Annotated in this window: 9 protein-coding genes; 3 read left to right on the forward strand and 6 right to left on the reverse strand. The window is 57.7% G+C overall.

Features of this window, described 5'->3' with window-relative positions:
• Positions 1-72: 72 nt before the first annotated feature.
• The 4 genes from ACTG2J_RS16680 to trhA form a co-directional block, all read right to left on the reverse strand.
• Positions 73-507, reverse strand: a complete 435-nt coding sequence (locus ACTG2J_RS16680; RefSeq protein WP_439997922.1) for a type I secretion C-terminal target domain-containing protein — start codon at positions 505-507, stop codon at positions 73-75.
• A complete protein-coding gene (locus ACTG2J_RS16685) occupies positions 447-12,254 on the reverse strand; it encodes a retention module-containing protein (RefSeq protein ID WP_439997682.1) in 11,808 nt (3,935 codons plus the stop codon). The genes ACTG2J_RS16680 and ACTG2J_RS16685 overlap by 61 nt, the downstream gene beginning before the upstream one ends.
• Positions 12,255-12,485: 231 nt before the next feature.
• Entirely contained in the window at positions 12,486-14,147 is a 1,662-nt protein-coding gene (locus tag ACTG2J_RS16690; RefSeq protein ID WP_005335335.1) for a putative transporter, read from the reverse strand.
• 127 nt (positions 14,148-14,274) lie between these two features.
• Complete coding sequence (gene trhA / locus ACTG2J_RS16695) at positions 14,275-14,910, reverse strand: PAQR family membrane homeostasis protein TrhA (RefSeq protein ID WP_439983038.1); 636 nt, start codon at positions 14,908-14,910, stop codon at positions 14,275-14,277.
• A gap of 175 nt (positions 14,911-15,085) precedes the next feature.
• Here trhA and ACTG2J_RS16700 point away from each other — a divergent pair, with 175 nt between their 5' ends.
• The 3 genes from ACTG2J_RS16700 (at position 15,086) to ACTG2J_RS16710 (ending at position 17,584) form a co-directional block, all read left to right on the forward strand.
• The gene (locus ACTG2J_RS16700) at positions 15,086-16,609 is read left to right on the forward strand and encodes a pyridoxal-dependent decarboxylase (protein WP_439997683.1); all 1,524 of its coding nucleotides are present in this window, start codon (positions 15,086-15,088) and stop codon (positions 16,607-16,609) included.
• A gap of 90 nt (positions 16,610-16,699) precedes the next feature.
• Positions 16,700-17,263, forward strand: coding sequence for a septation protein A (locus ACTG2J_RS16705; RefSeq protein ID WP_216952963.1), 564 nt, complete (start codon positions 16,700-16,702; stop codon positions 17,261-17,263).
• A gap of 24 nt (positions 17,264-17,287) precedes the next feature.
• Positions 17,288-17,584, forward strand: coding sequence for a YciI family protein (locus tag ACTG2J_RS16710; RefSeq protein ID WP_439997684.1), 297 nt, complete (start codon positions 17,288-17,290; stop codon positions 17,582-17,584).
• A 79-nt stretch (positions 17,585-17,663) separates the two neighbouring features.
• Here the strand turns inward: ACTG2J_RS16710 and cysQ are convergent, their stop codons facing one another.
• Both cysQ and ACTG2J_RS16720 read right to left on the reverse strand, forming a co-directional pair.
• A complete protein-coding gene (cysQ, locus tag ACTG2J_RS16715; protein ID WP_439997685.1) occupies positions 17,664-18,419 on the reverse strand; it encodes a 3'(2'),5'-bisphosphate nucleotidase CysQ in 756 nt (251 codons plus the stop codon).
• A gap of 47 nt (positions 18,420-18,466) precedes the next feature.
• Positions 18,467-19,327 (reverse strand): DeoR family transcriptional regulator, encoded by an 861-nt coding sequence (locus ACTG2J_RS16720; RefSeq protein WP_108542420.1) that lies wholly within the window; start codon positions 19,325-19,327, stop codon positions 18,467-18,469.
• Positions 19,328-19,346: the final 19 nt, after the last annotated feature.

Here is a 19,346-nt window from a genome sequence, read left to right on the forward strand (position 1 = left end):
TTTCTCTTCCTTGCAAAGATAAAAAAAGCGGCAGATTGCTCTGCCGCTTTTTTATTGCGTAGTTGTTAGTGCTTACTGTTTATCAATATCGAGCATGTTGTTGGCCAACATGTAATCGATCACCTGGCTAGCCGTTGCACCACTATTACCGGTCAGAGAGCCAAAAGTGTGACCAGACAACACAATCTCCTGGGTCACAGAACCACCCACCGAATCGCTAACCTTGAGATGCACACCTTGGCTATCTGCAGACACAGACAACAGACTTTTAAGCAATGACTCCGTTTTAGACCCATCATGATCCAGCAGGTCACTCAGATCCAGCTTGTCGCGCAGCGTAGGATCACTCAGGCTCGGTTTGAAGTCCGTGACAGTATCAACGGCAGGATTGCTGGCACTCGCATCTCCCTGACTCCATACGAAGAAATCTTTACCTTCGCCGCCAGTCAGAATGTCGTTACCCAAACCACCATACAGTTTGTCACTGCCAGTGCCGCCATAAAGGATATCGTTGCCATCATCACCATAGAGCTATCGTTGCCACCCTGGCCAAACAGGATATCGTCACCAAGGCCACCGTGCAGCTTGTCGTTCCCCCCTCGGGTATCGCCCGCCACATCCAATGAGTTGGCATTCCCCTTGATGTACTCGTAAAGCTCAAGGGAGCTGGGTGCATAACCATTTTTCAAGGTCAGGAACTGGGTCAGACCATCCAGCCCCTTGCCATTGACCCAGTCTGCCGGCTTGGTCGGGTTGCCAGCCGTGCCCCACGGCAGGTGATCGGTATTGATGGCATCCCCGAACAGAATATCGTTACCCGCACCACCGTGCAGGACATCGACCCCCACTTCAGCAGGTGTATTGGTGGTCGAACTGCCAACCAGCACAGCCTTAAGCTGATCTGCCGTGGTGATGATGTCGGGTTGGCCAACCGGCGGACGCCCGCCCATCACCTTGTTCAGATTGTCGATCAGCAGCGTGGCAGAATCCCCTCTATCATCCTCATTTACAGTGAATACGTAGCGGTAATCCCCCGCCGCCAACGCACCGCTGTTGACTGTTCCGGCCGAGGTCACCGCGGCACCCACGTTCTCCCAGGCAGAGCCATTCCAGCGTTGCAGTTGCACCGAGAAAGTGTCTCCGCGGCCGAAATCATTACCCGTACTCAGATCGAAGCGCAGGCCGGTCCCCGCCGCCACTGTCAGCTTTTCGCTTCTAAACACTGACACACCATTATCACCCTTATCCGTCAGCGTCAGACGGCCGCCGGAGATATCAACCGAGCCCGAGCTATCGCCGGTCTTGCTCCAGCTACTCGCGCTCCACGGCCCTGTATTGCCGGAAAAATCATTCAGCAACTGAGCGTTCTCATATTTACTGCCAGAACCGACCACCTTGGTATTGTCGAAATACGCCAGGTTCCCCTGCGTCACGCCATTACCGATGCCGATCGCCTTGACCTCGCTCTGGCCGGACAGATTCGCAAAAGCATCGATGGCCTTCTGCATATCGATATCGTCGGTTGTGCCACCACTGCCCGAAGTATCCCCGTTATAAACCGTCGGGTTACCGTCAGTCAGGAAGTAGGTCAGGTTCTCGAACGTTTTCCCGCTGCCACTGCCCGGCTGGCTGTTGAACCACGCGGCAGCCTTGATAAAGGCATCCTCGTAGTTGGTCGCCCCGTCGGCCTTCAACGAGCTAAGCTTGTCGATAAAATCCTGCAGTTTTTCTTTACCGCTCTTCGACAGGTCGTTAATCGTCAACAGCGAACTCGCCGAGGTACTAAAGCCAATGAGCGTCACGTTAACGACACCATCATGGCCTGCCAGCTGATTGGCCAACGCTTTCAGGGCGTTAATCGTCAAGGTCATTCTGTCCTGACCTGCAGGCGGGTTTTCCCTTCCATCCAGGCCAAATTTCATACTGCCTGATGTATCTACAATCAGGGCGATATTGTAGTTTTTGCCCGGTTCAACCGAGGTCTTGATACCACCTATATCTCCCAGCAATACATCATCACCACGCCCACCCTCGACAGGTTTGTCTGACGTACCATTGTCCCCATTCGGGTTAGTGGGCTTGACCATAAAGCCGGTATCCGCTTCGGTATATTTCACTTCACCGGCTATTGGCAGACCATCCATCTCATACTCTTGCGAGCCTGCCTTGACCGTCACCTTGAGGTTCTCGCTACCGGTCGGCAACTCCACCTGCAGCGACACTTTCCCGTCTTGATCCAGCATGCTGGCCGGCACCTTCCAGCTGCCGTCGGCCTGCAGGCTGCCGCCTTGCACCACGGCCCCAGTCGGCAGGCCGGTAATGGTCAGATCGGTGAAGCGCTCGCTGCCGTCGATATCTTTCAAGTCGACATCAACCTTCAAGGTCGCCAGATCAGCTACTTTAGTCAGATTGCCATTCTTGAACTCATACTTGCCATCTTGCAGGTAAAGAGTCTCAACACTGTAAAAATCATGGAAGGGTCTGTTGGACCCAGCATTGGTACCTGTATAAATCAGTCGATAATCAAATTGATTTGGCGAACCGCCCATCACCAGCTGAAAATCCTTCATTGAGCCTGGGACATAGGCCACATCTTTCCCGTCCCAACCGTAATAGGTCGTGGACGCCTTCAGGCTTTGCGCAATCAGCATGTCATCGCCAGCACCAGCATTCAGAGTGACCGACGCAGTAGCATTCTTACCGCCAATCAAGATGTCATCCCCATCACCACCATCCAGGTTGTCAGTGACACTGCCACCACCGATCAGAATATCGTTACCAGTCCCACCATCGGCCTCAAAATGGAAACCTGTGCCGTACTTGATGGTGTCGTTACCGCCACCGCCATTAACTCGGCTGCCATTGGTAACCAGATAATCATCCTCTGTGGTCGGCGATCTAGACGGTGTCTTGCCATTCAGGTCGGACAGAATCTGCTCTACCTTAGCCGCCCCCGGCACAAACCCGCCACTCACCAGCTCAACCTTCAGCGTCACGCCGTCAACCACCGGCTTGATATCGACCACAAAGGTCGCATTACCACTACTGTTTACCCCGTCGCTCACCTGATAGCCGAACGACGCATAATCCCCCAGCTTGTTGCCAACCCCACCTGAACCTGCGCCACTATCCGCCGACCCGCTCGCCTCATGCGGATCAGGCTTGAACTGCAGCTTGCCGGCGGCGATTTCTGCCTGAGTAAATACCTGATTTTCAACCACAGCCAGCCAGTTACCGTCGTCATCCTTGTACTGCAGCACTCCGTCCGCCGGCAGCGAAGTGATCTTGATCGACAGCTTGTCCGCAGCGGTATCGACATCGCTAGCCTTGAAGTCGCTCCACTTCAAAGTAAGCGGCATATCTTCTTCACCCTGGGCATAACCACCGGAGGTAGTAGGCGCGTCGTTCACTGGGGTGACAGTGATATTGACGATGGCGCTGTCGGTATCGCCGTCAGTATCCTCGACCTCATAGTCAAAGCTGATGTTACCGTTGAAATCCTTGCTCGGCTTGAAGGTCATGCTGCCATCGGCGGCAATCTCCACGACCCCGTCCTTGACCGCGATGCTCTGGGCACCGCCAGTCAGCGCCACACCGTTGATGGCGACAACCTTCAGCCCGCCATCCGGCGCCTTGTCGTTGGCCAGCAGGCTCAGACTCACCGAGCCATCTTCGTTGACGGTGTACTCGTCATCGACCGCATCGACCAGATCATCAACGTTGTTGACAGTGATATTGACGATGGCGCTGTCGGTATCGCCGTCAGTATCCTCGACCTCATAGTCAAAGCTGATGTTACCGTTGAAATCCTTGCTCGGCTTGAAGGTCATGCTGCCATCGGCGGCAATCTCCACGACCCCGTCCTTGACCGCGATGCTCTGGGCACCGCCAGTCAGCGCCACACCGTTGATGGCGACAACCTTCAGCCCGCCATCCGGCGCCTTGTCGTTGGCCAGCAGGCTCAGACTCACCGAGCCATCTTCGTTGACGGTGTACTCGTCATCGACCGCATCGACCAGATCATCAACGTTGTTGACAGTGATATTGACGATGGCGCTGTCGGTATCGCCGTCAGTATCCTCGACCTCATAGTCAAAGCTGATGTTACCGTTGAAATCCTTGCTCGGCTTGAAGGTCATGCTGCCATCGGCGGCAATCTCCACGACCCCGTCCTTGACCGCGATGCTCTGGGCACCGCCAGTCAGCGCCACACCGTTGATGGCGACAACCTTCAGCCCGCCATCCGGCGCCTTGTCGTTGGCCAGCAGGCTCAGACTCACCGAGCCATCTTCGTTGACGGTGTACTCGTCATCGACCGCATCGACCAGATCATCAACGTTGTTGACAGTGATATTGACGATGGCGCTGTCGGTATCGCCGTCAGTATCCTCGACCTCATAGTCAAAGCTGATGTTACCGTTGAAATCCTTGCTCGGCTTGAAGGTCATGCTGCCATCGGCGGCAATCTCCACGACCCCGTCCTTGACCGCGATGCTCTGGGCACCGCCAGTCAGCGCCACACCGTTGATGGCGACAACCTTCAGCCCGCCATCCGGCGCCTTGTCGTTGGCCAGCAGGCTCAGACTCACCGAGCCATCTTCGTTGACGGTGTACTCGTCATCGACCGCATCGACCAGATCATCAACGTTGTTGACAGTGATATTGACGATGGCGCTGTCGGTATCGCCGTCAGTATCCTCGACCTCATAGTCAAAGCTGATGTTACCGTTGAAATCCTTGCTCGGCTTGAAGGTCATGCTGCCATCGGCGGCAATCTCCACGACTCCGTCCTTGACCGCGATGCTCTGGGCACCGCCAGTCAGCGCCACACCATTGATGGCGACAACCTTCAGCCCGCCATCCGGCGCCTTGTCGTTGGCCAGCAGGCTCAGACTCACCGAGCCATCTTCGTTGACGGTGTACTCGTCATCGACCGCATCGACCAGATCATCAACGTTGTTGACAGTGATATTGACGATGGCGCTGTCGGTATCGCCGTCAGTATCCTCGACCTCATAGTCAAAGCTGATGTTACCGTTGAAATCCTTGCTCGGCTTGAAGGTCATGCTGCCATCGGCGGCAATCTCCACGACCCCGTCCTTGACCGCGATGCTCTGGGCACCGCCAGTCAGCGCCACACCGTTGATGGCGACAACCTTCAGCCCGCCATCCGGCGCCTTGTCGTTGGCCAGCAGGCTCAGACTCACCGAGCCATCTTCGTTGACGGTGTACTCGTCATCGACCGCATCGACCAGATCATCAACGTTGTTGACAGTGATATTGACGATGGCGCTGTCGGTATCGCCGTCAGTATCCTCGACCTCATAGTCAAAGCTGATGTTACCGTTGAAATCCTTGCTCGGCTTGAAGGTCATGCTGCCATCGGCGGCAATCTCCACGACCCCGTCCTTGACCGCGATGCTCTGGGCACCGCCAGTCAGCGCCACACCGTTGATGGCGACAACCTTCAGCCCGCCATCCGGCGCCTTGTCGTTGGCCAGCAGGCTCAGACTCACCGAGCCATCTTCGTTGACGGTGTACTCGTCATCGACCGCATCGACCAGATCATCAACGTTGTTGACAGTGATATTGACGATGGCGCTGTCGGTATCGCCGTCAGTATCCTCGACCTCATAGTCAAAGCTGATGTTACCGTTGAAATCCTTGCTCGGCTTGAAGGTCATGCTGCCATCGGCGGCAATCTCCACGACCCCGTCCTTGACCGCGATGCTCTGGGCACCGCCAGTCAGCGCCACACCGTTGATGGCGACAACCTTCAGCCCGCCATCCGGCGCCTTGTCGTTGGCCAGCAGGCTCAGACTCACCGAGCCATCTTCGTTGACGGTGTACTCGTCATCGACCGCATCGACCAGATCATCAACGTTGTTGACAGTGATATTGACGATGGCGCTGTCGGTATCGCCGTCAGTATCCTCGACCTCATAGTCAAAGCTGATGTTACCGTTGAAATCCTTGCTCGGCTTGAAGGTCATGCTGCCATCGGCGGCAATCTCCACGACCCCGTCCTTGACCGCGATGCTCTGGGCACCGCCAGTCAGCGCCACACCGTTGATGGCGACAACCTTCAGCCCGCCATCCGGCGCCTTGTCGTTGGCCAGCAGGCTCAGACTCACCGAGCCATCTTCGTTGACGGTGTACTCGTCATCGACCGCATCGACCAGATCATCAACGTTGTTGACAGTGATATTGACGATGGCGCTGTCGGTATCGCCGTCAGTATCCTCGACCTCATAGTCAAAGCTGATGTTACCGTTGAAATCCTTGCTCGGCTTGAAGGTCATGCTGCCATCGGCGGCAATCTCCACGACCCCGTCCTTGACCGCGATGCTCTGGGCACCGCCAGTCAGCGCCACACCGTTGATGGCGACAACCTTCAGCCCGCCATCCGGCGCCTTGTCGTTGGCCAGCAGGCTCAGACTCACCGAGCCATCTTCGTTGACGGTGTACTCGTCATCGACCGCATCGACCAGATCATCAACGTTGTTGACAGTGATATTGACGATGGCGCTGTCGGTATCGCCGTCAGTATCCTCGACCTCATAGTCAAAGCTGATGTTACCGTTGAAATCCTTGCTCGGCTTGAAGGTCATGCTGCCATCGGCGGCAATCTCCACGACCCCGTCCTTGACCGCGATGCTCTGGGCACCGCCAGTCAGCGCCACACCATTGATGGCGACAACCTTCAGCCCGCCATCCGGCGCCTTGTCGTTGGCCAGCAGGCTCAGACTCACCGAGCCATCTTCGTTGACGGTGTACTCGTCATCGACCGCATCGACCAGATCATCAACGTTGTTGACAGTGATATTGACGATGGCGCTGTCGGTATCGCCGTCAGTATCCTCGACCTCATAGTCAAAGCTGATGTTACCGTTGAAATCCTTGCTCGGCTTGAAGGTCATGCTGCCATCGGCGGCAATCTCCACGACCCCGTCCTTGACCGCGATGCTCTGGGCACCGCCAGTCAGCGCCACACCATTGATGGCGACAACCTTCAGCCCGCCATCCGGCGCCTTGTCGTTGGCCAGCAGGCTCAGACTCACCGAGCCATCTTCGTTGACGGTGTACTCGTCATCGACCGCATCGACCAGATCATCAACGTTGTTGACAGTGATATTGACGATGGCGCTGTCGGTATCGCCGTCAGTATCCTCGACCTCATAGTCAAAGCTGATGTTACCGTTGAAATCCTTGCTCGGCTTGAAGGTCATGCTGCCATCGGCGGCAATCTCCACGACCCCGTCCTTGACCGCGATGCTCTGGGCACCGCCAGTCAGCGCCACACCGTTGATGGCGACAACCTTCAGCCCGCCATCCGGCGCCTTGTCGTTGGCCAGCAGGCTCAGACTCACCGAGCCATCTTCGTTGACGGTGTACTCGTCATCGACCGCATCGACCAGATCATCAACGTTGTTGACAGTGATATTGACGATGGCGCTGTCGGTATCGCCGTCAGTATCCTCGACCTCATAGTCAAAGCTGATGTTACCGTTGAAATCCTTGCTCGGCTTGAAGGTCATGCTGCCATCGGCGGCAATCTCCACGACCCCGTCCTTGACCGCGATGCTCTGGGCACCGCCAGTCAGCGCCACACCGTTGATGGCGACAACCTTCAGCCCGCCATCCGGCGCCTTGTCGTTGGCCAGCAGGCTCAGACTCACCGAGCCATCTTCGTTGACGGTGTACTCGTCATCGACCGCATCGACCAGATCATCAACGTTGTTGACAGTGATATTGACGATGGCGCTGTCGGTATCGCCGTCAGTATCCTCGACCTCATAGTCAAAGCTGATGTTACCGTTGAAATCCTTGCTCGGCTTGAAGGTCATGCTGCCATCGGCGGCAATCTCCACGACCCCGTCCTTGACCGCGATGCTCTGGGCACCGCCAGTCAGCGCCACACCGTTGATGGCGACAACCTTCAGCCCGCCATCCGGCGCCTTGTCGTTGGCCAGCAGGCTCAGACTCACCGAGCCATCTTCGTTGACGGTGTACTCGTCATCGACCGCATCGACCAGATCATCAACGTTGTTGACAGTGATATTGACGATGGCGCTGTCGGTATCGCCGTCAGTATCCTCGACCTCATAGTCAAAGCTGATGTTACCGTTGAAATCCTTGCTCGGCTTGAAGGTCATGCTGCCATCGGCGGCAATCTCCACGACCCCGTCCTTGACCGCGATGCTCTGGGCACCGCCAGTCAGCGCCACACCGTTGATGGCGACAACCTTCAGCCCGCCATCCGGCGCCTTGTCGTTGGCCAGCAGGCTCAGACTCACCGAGCCATCTTCGTTGACGGTGTACTCGTCATCGACCGCATCGACCAGATCATCAACGTTGTTGACAGTGATATTGACGATGGCGCTGTCGGTATCGCCGTCAGTATCCTCGACCTCATAGTCAAAGCTGATGTTACCGTTGAAATCCTTGCTCGGCTTGAAGGTCATGCTGCCATCGGCGGCAATCTCCACGACTCCGTCCTTGACCGCGATGCTCTGGGCACCGCCAGTCAGCGCCACACCATTGATGGCGACAACCTTCAGCCCGCCATCCGGCGCCTTGTCGTTGGCCAGCAGGCTCAGACTCACCGAGCCATCTTCGTTGACGGTGTACTCGTCATCGACCGCATCGACCAGATCATCAACGTTGTTGACAGTGATATTGACGATGGCGCTGTCGGTATCGCCGTCAGTATCCTCGACCTCATAGTCAAAGCTGATGTTACCGTTGAAATCCTTGCTCGGCTTGAAGGTCATGCTGCCATCGGCGGCAATCTCCACGACCCCGTCCTTGACCGCGATGCTCTGGGCACCGCCAGTCAGCGCCACACCGTTGATGGCGACAACCTTCAGCCCGCCATCCGGCGCCTTGTCGTTGGCCAGCAGGCTCAGACTCACCGAGCCATCTTCGTTGACGGTGTACTCGTCATCGACCGCATCGACCAGATCATCAACGTTGTTGACAGTGATATTGACGATGGCGCTGTCGGTATCGCCGTCAGTATCCTCGACCTCATAGTCAAAGCTGATGTTACCGTTGAAATCCTTGCTCGGCTTGAAGGTCATGCTGCCATCGGCGGCAATCTCCACGACCCCGTCCTTGACCGCGATGCTCTGGGCACCGCCAGTCAGCGCCACACCGTTGATGGCGACAACCTTCAGCCCGCCATCCGGCGCCTTGTCGTTGGCCAGCAGGCTCAGACTCACCGAGCCATCTTCGTTGACGGTGTACTCGTCATCGACCGCATCGACCAGATCATCAACGTTGTTGACAGTGATATTGACGATGGCGCTGTCGGTATCGCCGTCAGTATCCTCGACCTCATAGTCAAAGCTGATGTTACCGTTGAAATCCTTGCTCGGCTTGAAGGTCATGCTGCCATCGGCGGCAATCTCCACGACCCCGTCCTTGACCGCGATGCTCTGGGCACCGCCAGTCAGCGCCACACCGTTGATGGCGACAACCTTCAGCCCGCCATCCGGCGCCTTGTCGTTGGCCAGCAGGCTCAGACTCACCGAGCCATCTTCGTTGACGGTGTACTCGTCATCGACCGCATCGACCAGATCATCAACGTTGTTGACAGTGATATTGACGATGGCGCTGTCGGTATCGCCGTCAGTATCCTCGACCTCATAGTCAAAGCTGATGTTACCGTTGAAATCCTTGCTCGGCTTGAAGGTCATGCTGCCATCGGCGGCAATCTCCACGACCCCGTCCTTGACCGCGATGCTCTGGGCACCGCCAGTCAGCGCCACACCGTTGATGGCGACAACCTTCAGCCCGCCATCCGGCGCCTTGTCGTTGGCCAGCAGGCTCAGACTCACCGAGCCATCTTCGTTGACGGTGTACTCGTCATCGACCGCATCGACCAGATCATCAACGTTGTTGACAGTGATATTGACGATGGCGCTGTCGGTATCGCCGTCAGTATCCTCGACCTCATAGTCAAAGCTGATGTTACCGTTGAAATCCTTGCTCGGCTTGAAGGTCATGCTGCCATCGGCGGCAATCTCCACGACCCCGTCCTTGACCGCGATGCTCTGGGCACCGCCAGTCAGCGCCACACCGTTGATGGCGACAACCTTCAGCCCGCCATCCGGCGCCTTGTCGTTGGCCAGCAGGCTCAGACTCACCGAGCCATCTTCGTTGACGGTGTACTCGTCATCGACCGCATCGACCAGATCATCAACGTTGTTGACAGTGATATTGACGATGGCGCTGTCGGTATCGCCGTCAGTATCCTCGACCTCATAGTCAAAGCTGATGTTACCGTTGAAATCCTTGCTCGGCTTGAAGGTCATGCTGCCATCGGCGGCAATCTCCACGACTCCGTCCTTGACCGCGATGCTCTGGGCACCGCCAGTCAGCGCCACACCGTTGATGGCGACAACCTTCAGCCCGCCATCCGGCGCCTTGTCGTTGGCCAGCAGGCTCAGACTCACCGAGCCATCTTCGTTGACGGTGTACTCGTCATCGACCGCATCGACCAGATCATCAACGTTGTTGACAGTGATATTGACGATGGCGCTGTCGGTATCGCCGTCAGTATCCTCGACCTCATAGTCAAAGCTGATGTTACCGTTGAAATCCTTGCTCGGCTTGAAGGTCATGCTGCCATCGGCGGCAATCTCCACGACCCCGTCCTTGACCGCGATGCTCTGGGCACCGCCAGTCAGCGCCACACCGTTGATGGCGACAACCTTCAGCCCGCCATCCGGCGCCTTGTCGTTGGCCAGCAGGCTCAGACTCACCGAGCCATCTTCGTTGACGGTGTACTCGTCATCGACCGCATCGACCAGATCATCAACGTTGTTGACAGTGATATTGACGATGGCGCTGTCGGTATCGCCGTCAGTATCCTCGACCTCATAGTCAAAGCTGATGTTACCGTTGAAATCCTTGCTCGGCTTGAAGGTCATGCTGCCATCGGCGGCAATCTCCACGACTCCGTCCTTGACCGCGATGCTCTGGGCACCGCCAGTCAGCGCCACACCGTTGATGGCGACAACCTTCAGCCCGCCATCCGGCGCCTTGTCGTTGGCCAGCAGGCTCAGACTCACCGAGCCATCTTCGTTGACGGTGTACTCGTCATCGACCGCATCGACCAGATCATCAACGTTGTTGACAGTGATATTGACGATGGCGCTGTCGGTATCGCCGTCAGTATCCTCGACCTCATAGTCAAAGCTGATGTTACCGTTGAAATCCTTGCTCGGCTTGAAGGTCATGCTGCCATCGGCGGCAATCTCCACGACCCCGTCCTTGACCGCGATGCTCTGGGCACCGCCAGTCAGCGCCACACCATTGATGGCGACAACCTTCAGCCCGCCATCCGGCGCCTTGTCGTTGGCCAGCAGGCTCAGACTCACCGAGCCATCTTCGTTGACCTCGTAGCTATCGTTTACCGCATCGACCGGGTCATCAATCTCCACACTGCCATCGTCGGTCGCAGTGCCGGTGTTACCAGCCGGGTCAGTGACACTGGCATCCACCTTGTAGCTCCCTTCCGCCAGCGGGGTAGTGACATCCACGCTATAGCTGCCACCCGGTTGCACGATGGCGGTCAGGGTCTGCTGGTTGCCGTTGGCATCGGTCACGACCAGGGTAACGGTACTGCCCGCCGGGGCATCCGTCGTACCGGTAATGGTCGGGGTGGTGTCGTTGGTGTTGTCTGGGGCGTTCACGGTGATGGATGGTGGAACGCCATCAAACAGGATATCGTCCTCACCACCAAGGGCATCCCCTATGGGGGCTGTATCTGCGGGGTTATCGGTATCAAACCCGGCTTCGGCAATGGTTGCATCACCGGTACGGTCGATGGTGACAAAACCACCGTTGCCACTGGCACCGGCGACCCCCCCAATACCGCCACCGCCGGCAGCAGGCGCACCGCCTGCTGCGGAGGCTTCAAAAGCCTGGGTCGGGTCAGCCCCACCCAAAATGGCCTGTTGCAGAGCACTGATATCATCAGGAGTACCTGCAGCACCGTTTTGCGCCAACTGGGGGGCATCCCCCTCTTCGGCAGGCTCACTCTGTTCGCTGGCCGGTTGCACAGTGAACGACTGTCCGCCCCCCATGAAACTGGCGCCATCCGGCGACATGATCACCGCCCCTTTCGGCAGCACATCACCTTCAGCCAACAGCTTCCGGCTGCCATCTTCGGCAACCAGATAAATTTGTCCTTTAAGTTGGGTTACGGTTACGCCCTGTTCCAAGGTAACGGCATTGGTAATCATGTTCTCTCCTGAATCCTGATTTGAATGCAACAAGCCACAACTTACTGTGCATACACATGGCAAAAATAACCAGCTCGAAAATTCGAAAGGATAGGGAGATTTGAGGCTGAACTGTTCAGCCAGACAGAAGTGTGTAAGACCAGGTTGTGATAATGGTAAAAACCAAAATTATCAATAAATTACAGAATGATGACGAGAGCATGACAAGGCATGCTCCCGTCAGGATTAACCCTATGCTCCCGCCCAGAGGATGATAGCCAGCAGTTGTGGCGAGATGATCCGCAGGAACATCACCAGCGGGTAGACAGTGGCGTATGAGAGCGCACTGGCGCCACTGGTCGGGTGCATGGCGTTGGCAAAGGCCAGCGCGGGAGGGTCTGTCATGGAGCCGGCCAGCAAACCGCACAGGGTCAGATAGTTCATCTTGCCGTAGAGGCGCGCCAGCACACCGACCACCAGCAGCGGGATCAGGGTGATCGCCATACCATAGAGCATCCAGGCTGGACCATCGCCGTTGATCAGGGTATCGACGAAGCCGGCACCGGACTTGAATCCAACCACCGCCAGAAACAGCACGATCCCGATCTCCCGCAGCGCCAGGTTGGCGCTGGGTGGCATGAACCAGTAGAGCTTGCCGATGCTGCCGATCCGCGACAGGATCAGCGCCACCACCAGCGGCCCCCCCGCCAGACCCAGCTTGAGGGCGGCCGGGAAACCGGGCAGATAGAAGGGGATGGAGCCGAGCAATACGCCAAGGCCAATCCCGATAAATACCGGCAACATCTGCACCTGTTGCAGTTTTTGCTGCACGTTGCCGACCACATTGGTCACCGCTTCGATGGCGTCGAGACGGCCAACCAGGTTGAGGATGTCACCAAACTGCAGGCTGGTCTGACTGGTCGGCACCAGTTCGATACCAGCCCGGTTGAGACGGGAGATCACCACGTCATAGCGCTGTTTGATGTCCAGATCGCGGATCTTCTTGCCAAGAACCTGCTCGTTGGTCACCACTACTCGCTCGACGCGCAGATCGGTGCCCCGGGTCGAGAGCGAGGTCTCCACCTCCTCCCCCAACACCAGCAACACCTTGTGCAGCGCGTGACGCTCACCCACCAGGTGCAGCAAGTCACCCAGTTCGATACGGGATTCCGGCCGTGGCACCATCAGCTCGTCGCCCCGTTTGAGCCGTGAACAGATGACATCAGACTCGTCGAGACTCGGGATCTCGCTCAGCATCAGGCCGTGCATGTTGGGGTTGCGCACCGCGATGTTGATGGTCTGCAAGCTCTCCTTGGTTTTACCGGTTTGTAGCTCGAACTGGGCGGCTTCATCGTCGATCTTGATGCGAAAGAAGACCCTGACCAGCCACATGGTGAGCAAAATGCCACAGATACCAAACGGATAGGCAACCGCATATCCCATCCCCATCAAACCGGTAGAACCGGGCGCGGCGCCCAGCTCGGCCAGGATCTGCTGGCCCGCACCGAGGGATGGCGTATTGGTGACGGCACCGGAGAAGACCCCCAGAATGACCGGCAACGGCACATCGAAAAATTGATGCAAGCCAGCAGCCACCACGCAGCCAAGGATGACCAGCAAAGCGGCAAAGGCGTTGAGTTTGAGACCCGAACTGCGCAATGACGAGAAGAAACCCGGCCCAACCTGGATGCCGATGGTATAGACAAACAGGATCAGGCCAAATTCTTGAATAAAGTGAAGCGTTTGTGCATCCAGCGCGAGATCGGAGGCACCTGCAAAGTGACCCACAATGATGCCGCCGAACAGCACCCCCCCTATTCCTAACCCAACGCCATAGACTCGCCAGTTTCCCAGCCAGAGTCCTAGCACTGCCACCAGCGACAACATGCTGATGGAAAGCGCGATTTCACTCATTTCGTGCATCCTTTGCGAATTGAACTGGCCCTAGCTTGTCAGCAAACGCTGATGCCAACTGTGTGATACCGCACGAATTTATCCTTTTACGCGCTAAAAATACCAATTAAGGGCTAGTTGTAAGACGTTAGGCGACGTAGCCGTAAATGGCCATAAAGTGACAAACGCTGCCACCCAGCACAAAGAGATGCCAGATGGCATGGTTATAGGGAATCCGCTTGGCCACATAGAAGATGACCCCGAAGCTGTAGATAAGGCCGCCAAGCCCGAGCAGCAGCAGCCCCTCACCGGCCAGATGGATATAGAGCTGGTAGATGACCACCAGCGACAGCCAGCCCAGCATCAGGTAGGTAAAGAGCGACAACTTCTTGAAGCGATTGATAAACACCAGCTTGAACACCACGCCAGCCAGCGCTAGGGCCCAGATCACCACCATCAAGCCCTTCGCCAGCGGCGTGTCGAGTGCAACCAGCAGGAAGGGGGTATAGGTGCCGGCAATCAGCAGATAGATGGCGCAGTGATCAAACACCTTGCACCAGCGTCTGGCCCGCCCTGACCCCATGCTGTGATAGAGGGTCGAGGCGAGATAGAGCAGCACCAGACTGCCGCCATAAAGGCTGTAGCTCACCAGCGCTTGCGTACCCTGCCCCCATCCCTTGATGAGCAACAGCACCAGCCCGACAATCCCCAGCAACAATCCCGCACCGTGGCTCAGCCGGTTTGCCAGCTCCTCCCGGGGGGAGTAATCCATCACACCACTCATAACATCGACTCCACAATAACTGTGGCTCACTCTACCCAGCGCCATTTCGGAGTACAAGTGTTCGCTTAAAAAATGGAGTGGCTGTCACCTGCCAACCTTTGGTGTATGCTCTGCCGCCGATGCCCGAGACAAGCGGCATAGACACCTACCCCGGTGACCTGGTCTGGAGAACCTGATGAAGTTGACTGAGCTGTTTGCACAAGCGGATCCCGCCTTTGGCGAGGCGATGAACACCCTGCTGGAGAGCTTCCACCACTCCGACGACAGTCAGCCCCCCTATCAGCGCGACCTGTTCACCCACCAGCTCGATCAATCCCGCATGCCTGCAGTCGGCCAACCTATCGAGGAGTATCTGGCGCGGCTGGCCACTCTGGTGCCCGGCGCCTCGCACCTCACCTCGCCACGCTACATGGGCCACATGACGGCGCCCCTGCCGGCCTATACCGCCGAGCTGTCGCGCCTGCTGGTGATGCTCAACCAGAATCCGATGAAGATGGAGTCCTCCCGCCTGCTCAGCTTTCTGGAGCGAGAGGTGCTGGCCAAGCTGCACCGCCTCATCTATGGCCGGGACGATGCCTTCTACGGCGAGCAGATGCATGCCAAGGATGCCGCCCTCGGCGTCATGACCAGCGGCGGCACCATCGCCAACGTCACGGCACTGTGGCTGGCCCGCAACCGCGCCTGCGGCGACAACCTGTTCACCCTCTATGAGCAGGGCTATCGCGGCGCCGTTATTCTGGGCTCCCGCCTGATGCACTACTCCTTCGACAAGGGGATGGATCTGCTGGGGCTGGGCGCCCGCAGCGTTTGGCGCCTCGAGACCGACGAGCAGAACCGGCTCAGTCTGGCTGCGCTGGAGCAGGCGCTGATCCAGTGCAAAGAGCAGAAATTGAAAGTACTGGCATTGGTCGGCGTGGCAGGCAGTACCGACTTTGGCTCAATCGACACCCTGCCGGAGCTGGCCGCCATCGCCGAGCGCGAGCAGATCCACTTCCACGTGGATGCCGCCTGGGGCGGCCCGACCCTCTTCTCCCCCCGCTACCAAGGTCTGCTGGCCGGAATAGAGCAGGCCGACACCGTCACCCTCGATGGCCACAAACAGCTGCTGGTGCCGCTTGGTACCGGTATGCTGCTCTGCCGCCAGCCCGACCTGATGATGGCAGTCAAGCGAGAGGCGCCCTATGCCATTCGCGCCACCTCGTTCGATCAGGGCCGCTTTACGCTGGAGGGCACCCGCCCGGCCAACGCCCTCTATCTGGACGCCGCCTTCCAGCTCTTCGGCCAGCAAGGCTATGCCGAGCTTATCGAAGCCAACTACGACCGAGCCAGACTGATGGCCGAGCTCATCGAAAGCGACCCTGCCTTCGAGTTGATGTCGGCACCGGTGATGAATCTGCTCTCCTACCGCTGCATCCCGCCCCACCTGCAGGGCAAGGTGCTGGATGAAGCGGCCAATGCACAGATCAACGACTTCAACGTGGCACTGCAAAAAGCCCAGCGGGCCGAGGGGCACAGCTTTGTCTCCCGCACCCAACGAGCGGTGGTACGCTACGGTGCCCAACCGCTCACCCTGCTGCGCGCCGTGCTGCTCAACCCTCTGATTGAAGAGCGCCATATCCGCGACCTGCTGGCCGATCAGCAGCGACTGGGGATATCCATTGCACGCCAACTGTTTGGCGACGGCACGGAACCGGCGTAAAAATGAGCGGTCTTATTCATTTGCCGTTGTCCGCCATGCAGGTAGACTGGGCGAAATTTGCAGGCCATCTTTGAGGACTAGGCGCCAGACATGAAGCAATTTATTGAATTTATTCCACTTATCGTTTTCTTCGCGGTCTACAAGTTTTACGACATCTACATGGCCACTGGTGCACTGGTAGTGGTCACCGGTCTGCAGCTCGCCTATAGCTGGATCCGCTATCGCAAAGTCGAGAAGATGCAGCTCTTTACCTTCCTGCTAGTCGGCTTCTTCGGCGGCCTCACCGTCTTCTTCCACGATGACACCTTCATCAAGTGGAAAGTGACTGTCATCAACGTGCTGTTCGCACTGGGTCTGCTCATCAGCCGCTACGGCTTTGGCAAGAATCTGATCAAACAGATGTTGGCCAAGGAACTGCAGGCACCCGATGCAGTCTGGGACAAGGTCAATCTCGGCTGGGTCGGCTTCTTTACCGTCTGTGGCCTGCTCAACCTCTATGTGGCATTCAACATGCCGCAAGAGATGTGGGTCAACTTCAAGGTGTTCGGCCTGCTGGGGATGACGCTGGTCTTTACCCTGCTGAGCGGCGTCTACCTCTACCGCCACATCCCTGCCGAGCAGTTGTCCCAGCAAAAAGACGAACTCAAAAAGTAACCCTCATCAGAAAAGGATCCTCTCATGTGGTATCTCATCTACTCCGAAGATGTCCCCGATAGCCTGCCACTGCGCAAGCAAGTTCGCCCTGCCCATCTGGCTCGCCTGCAAGCCCTGCAGGATGAAGGTCGCCTGCTGACTGCCGGCCCACACCCGGCCATCGATGCCGAGGATCCGGCCGATGCAGGCTTTACCGGCAGCACCGTCATCGCCGAGTTTGCCTCGCAGGCGGACGCCAAAGCCTGGGCCGATGCCGATCCCTATGTGGCAGCTGGCGTCTATGCCAAGGTCACCATCAAGCCGTTCAAGAAGGTCTTCTGACCCGAAGCGCATAGCGAAATAAAAAAGGCCGGACTGGAAGTTCACTCCAGTCCGGCCTTTTTGCATCCCGATATCTCGTTTATGCCTTGGCGACAAACCAGGGATTGAGGATATCGGGCTTGTTGTAAGCAAGGGATGAGCCATCGAGTTGGGTGACGCTGCCACCCGCCCCCTCCAGCACCGCCTGCGCCGCGCCGGTATCCCACTCGCAGGTCGGTGCGAGGCGCGGATAGAGCTCGGCGCCCCCCTCGGCAATGATGCAAAACTTGAGGGAGCTGCCCATCGAGACCAGCTCGATCTCGCCAAAAGGAGCCAAGAAATCGAGGGTCTCCTGCGACAGGTGGTTGCGACTGCCCACCACTCGCCACGCCTCGCCTTCACGATGAGGCCGGGTCTGGATAGGCTCGCGCTTACCATCGGCGATGCACCAGGCACCGAGCCCCTTTCCGCCATACCAGAGCTTGTCCAGCACAGGGGCATAGACCAGCCCCCAGCGCGGCGCCCCCCCTTCAATCAGCGCGATATTGACGGTGAACTCGCCGTTGCGGGAGACAAACTCCTTGGTGCCGTCGAGGGGATCCACCAGCCAGTAACGGGACCAGCCGTGGCGCGCCGCCATCACCTCAGGCCCAGACTCCTCCGACAGCACAGGGATATCGGGAGTCAGCCGTGCCAACCCCTGAACGATCACCTCATGCGCCCCCTTGTCGGCCGCGGTCAGCGGACTCTCGTCGCTCTTGTACTCCACCGCGAAAGGCTGGCTGTAGATGGCCATGATGGCCGCCCCCGCCGCGCGGGCGACAGGTTCAAGTTCGGTGATATCGGGGTGGTACATAACAGGCTCGATCAGTGAGTAAGAAACCCAGTCTATCGCGTTTGTCATCAACCGCTTATAGCTGATTGTACTGGATTATATTGCCCCTGCTTCTCCTGCCCCTTGCTGCCATCGGCTGGTACCAACAGCACTTCGATACCGGCATTGCGCAGGCCGGAAAGGATATCGGCAGGCACGGCATCGTCGGTGATCAGGGTGTGAATACGCAGGGTATCGATGATCTTGTGCAGACTGCGCCGGCCAAACTTGGTGGAGTCGGTGACCACCACAATCCGCTCGGCCACCTGACACATGCAGCGGTTAAGGCGCGCCTCGTCCTCATGATGGGTGCTGACGCCGCGCTCCAGATCGATGCCATCCACCCCGAGAAACAGCATGTCAAAGTGGTAGTTTTGCAGGGACTGCTCCGCTTGCGCACCGTAGAAGGAGAGCGACTTGCGGCGCAGATGTCCGCCCGTCATCAGCAGCTCCACCCCCTCTGCTTCGAGCAGTTCATTCGCCACATTCATGCCGTTGGTCATCACCAGGATCTCCTGATGTCCCTTCAGATGACGCGCCACCTCCAGTGTTGTCGTCCCCGAATCGAGGATAAGGCGACAACCGGAGGGCACCAGGGTCGCCGCCAGCGCACCTATCCGCTGTTTCACCGGGGTATTGAGCACACTCTTGTCGGCAATAGTGCGCTCCGGCACCGTCTGGCCAGGCTCGCACAGTAGGGCGCCGCCGTAGGCGCGCACGGCCACCCCCTGCTTCTCCAGAAAGGCCAGATCGTTGCGGATGGTCACGGTAGAGACCTGATAGTGAGTCGCCAGCTCGTTGACCTGAACGCTGCCATTGCTGCGCAGCTGCTGAATAATCCGCTCCCGCCGCTCGCTGGTTCCGAGCGCACCTTTTTCGCTTGTTTGCATAGTTCTTCTGCCGAAATGC

The sequence above is a fragment of the Aeromonas sp. 6P genome (genome assembly GCF_051919525.1).
In the GTDB taxonomy this organism is placed as follows: Bacteria; Pseudomonadota; Gammaproteobacteria; order Enterobacterales; family Aeromonadaceae; genus Aeromonas; species Aeromonas veronii.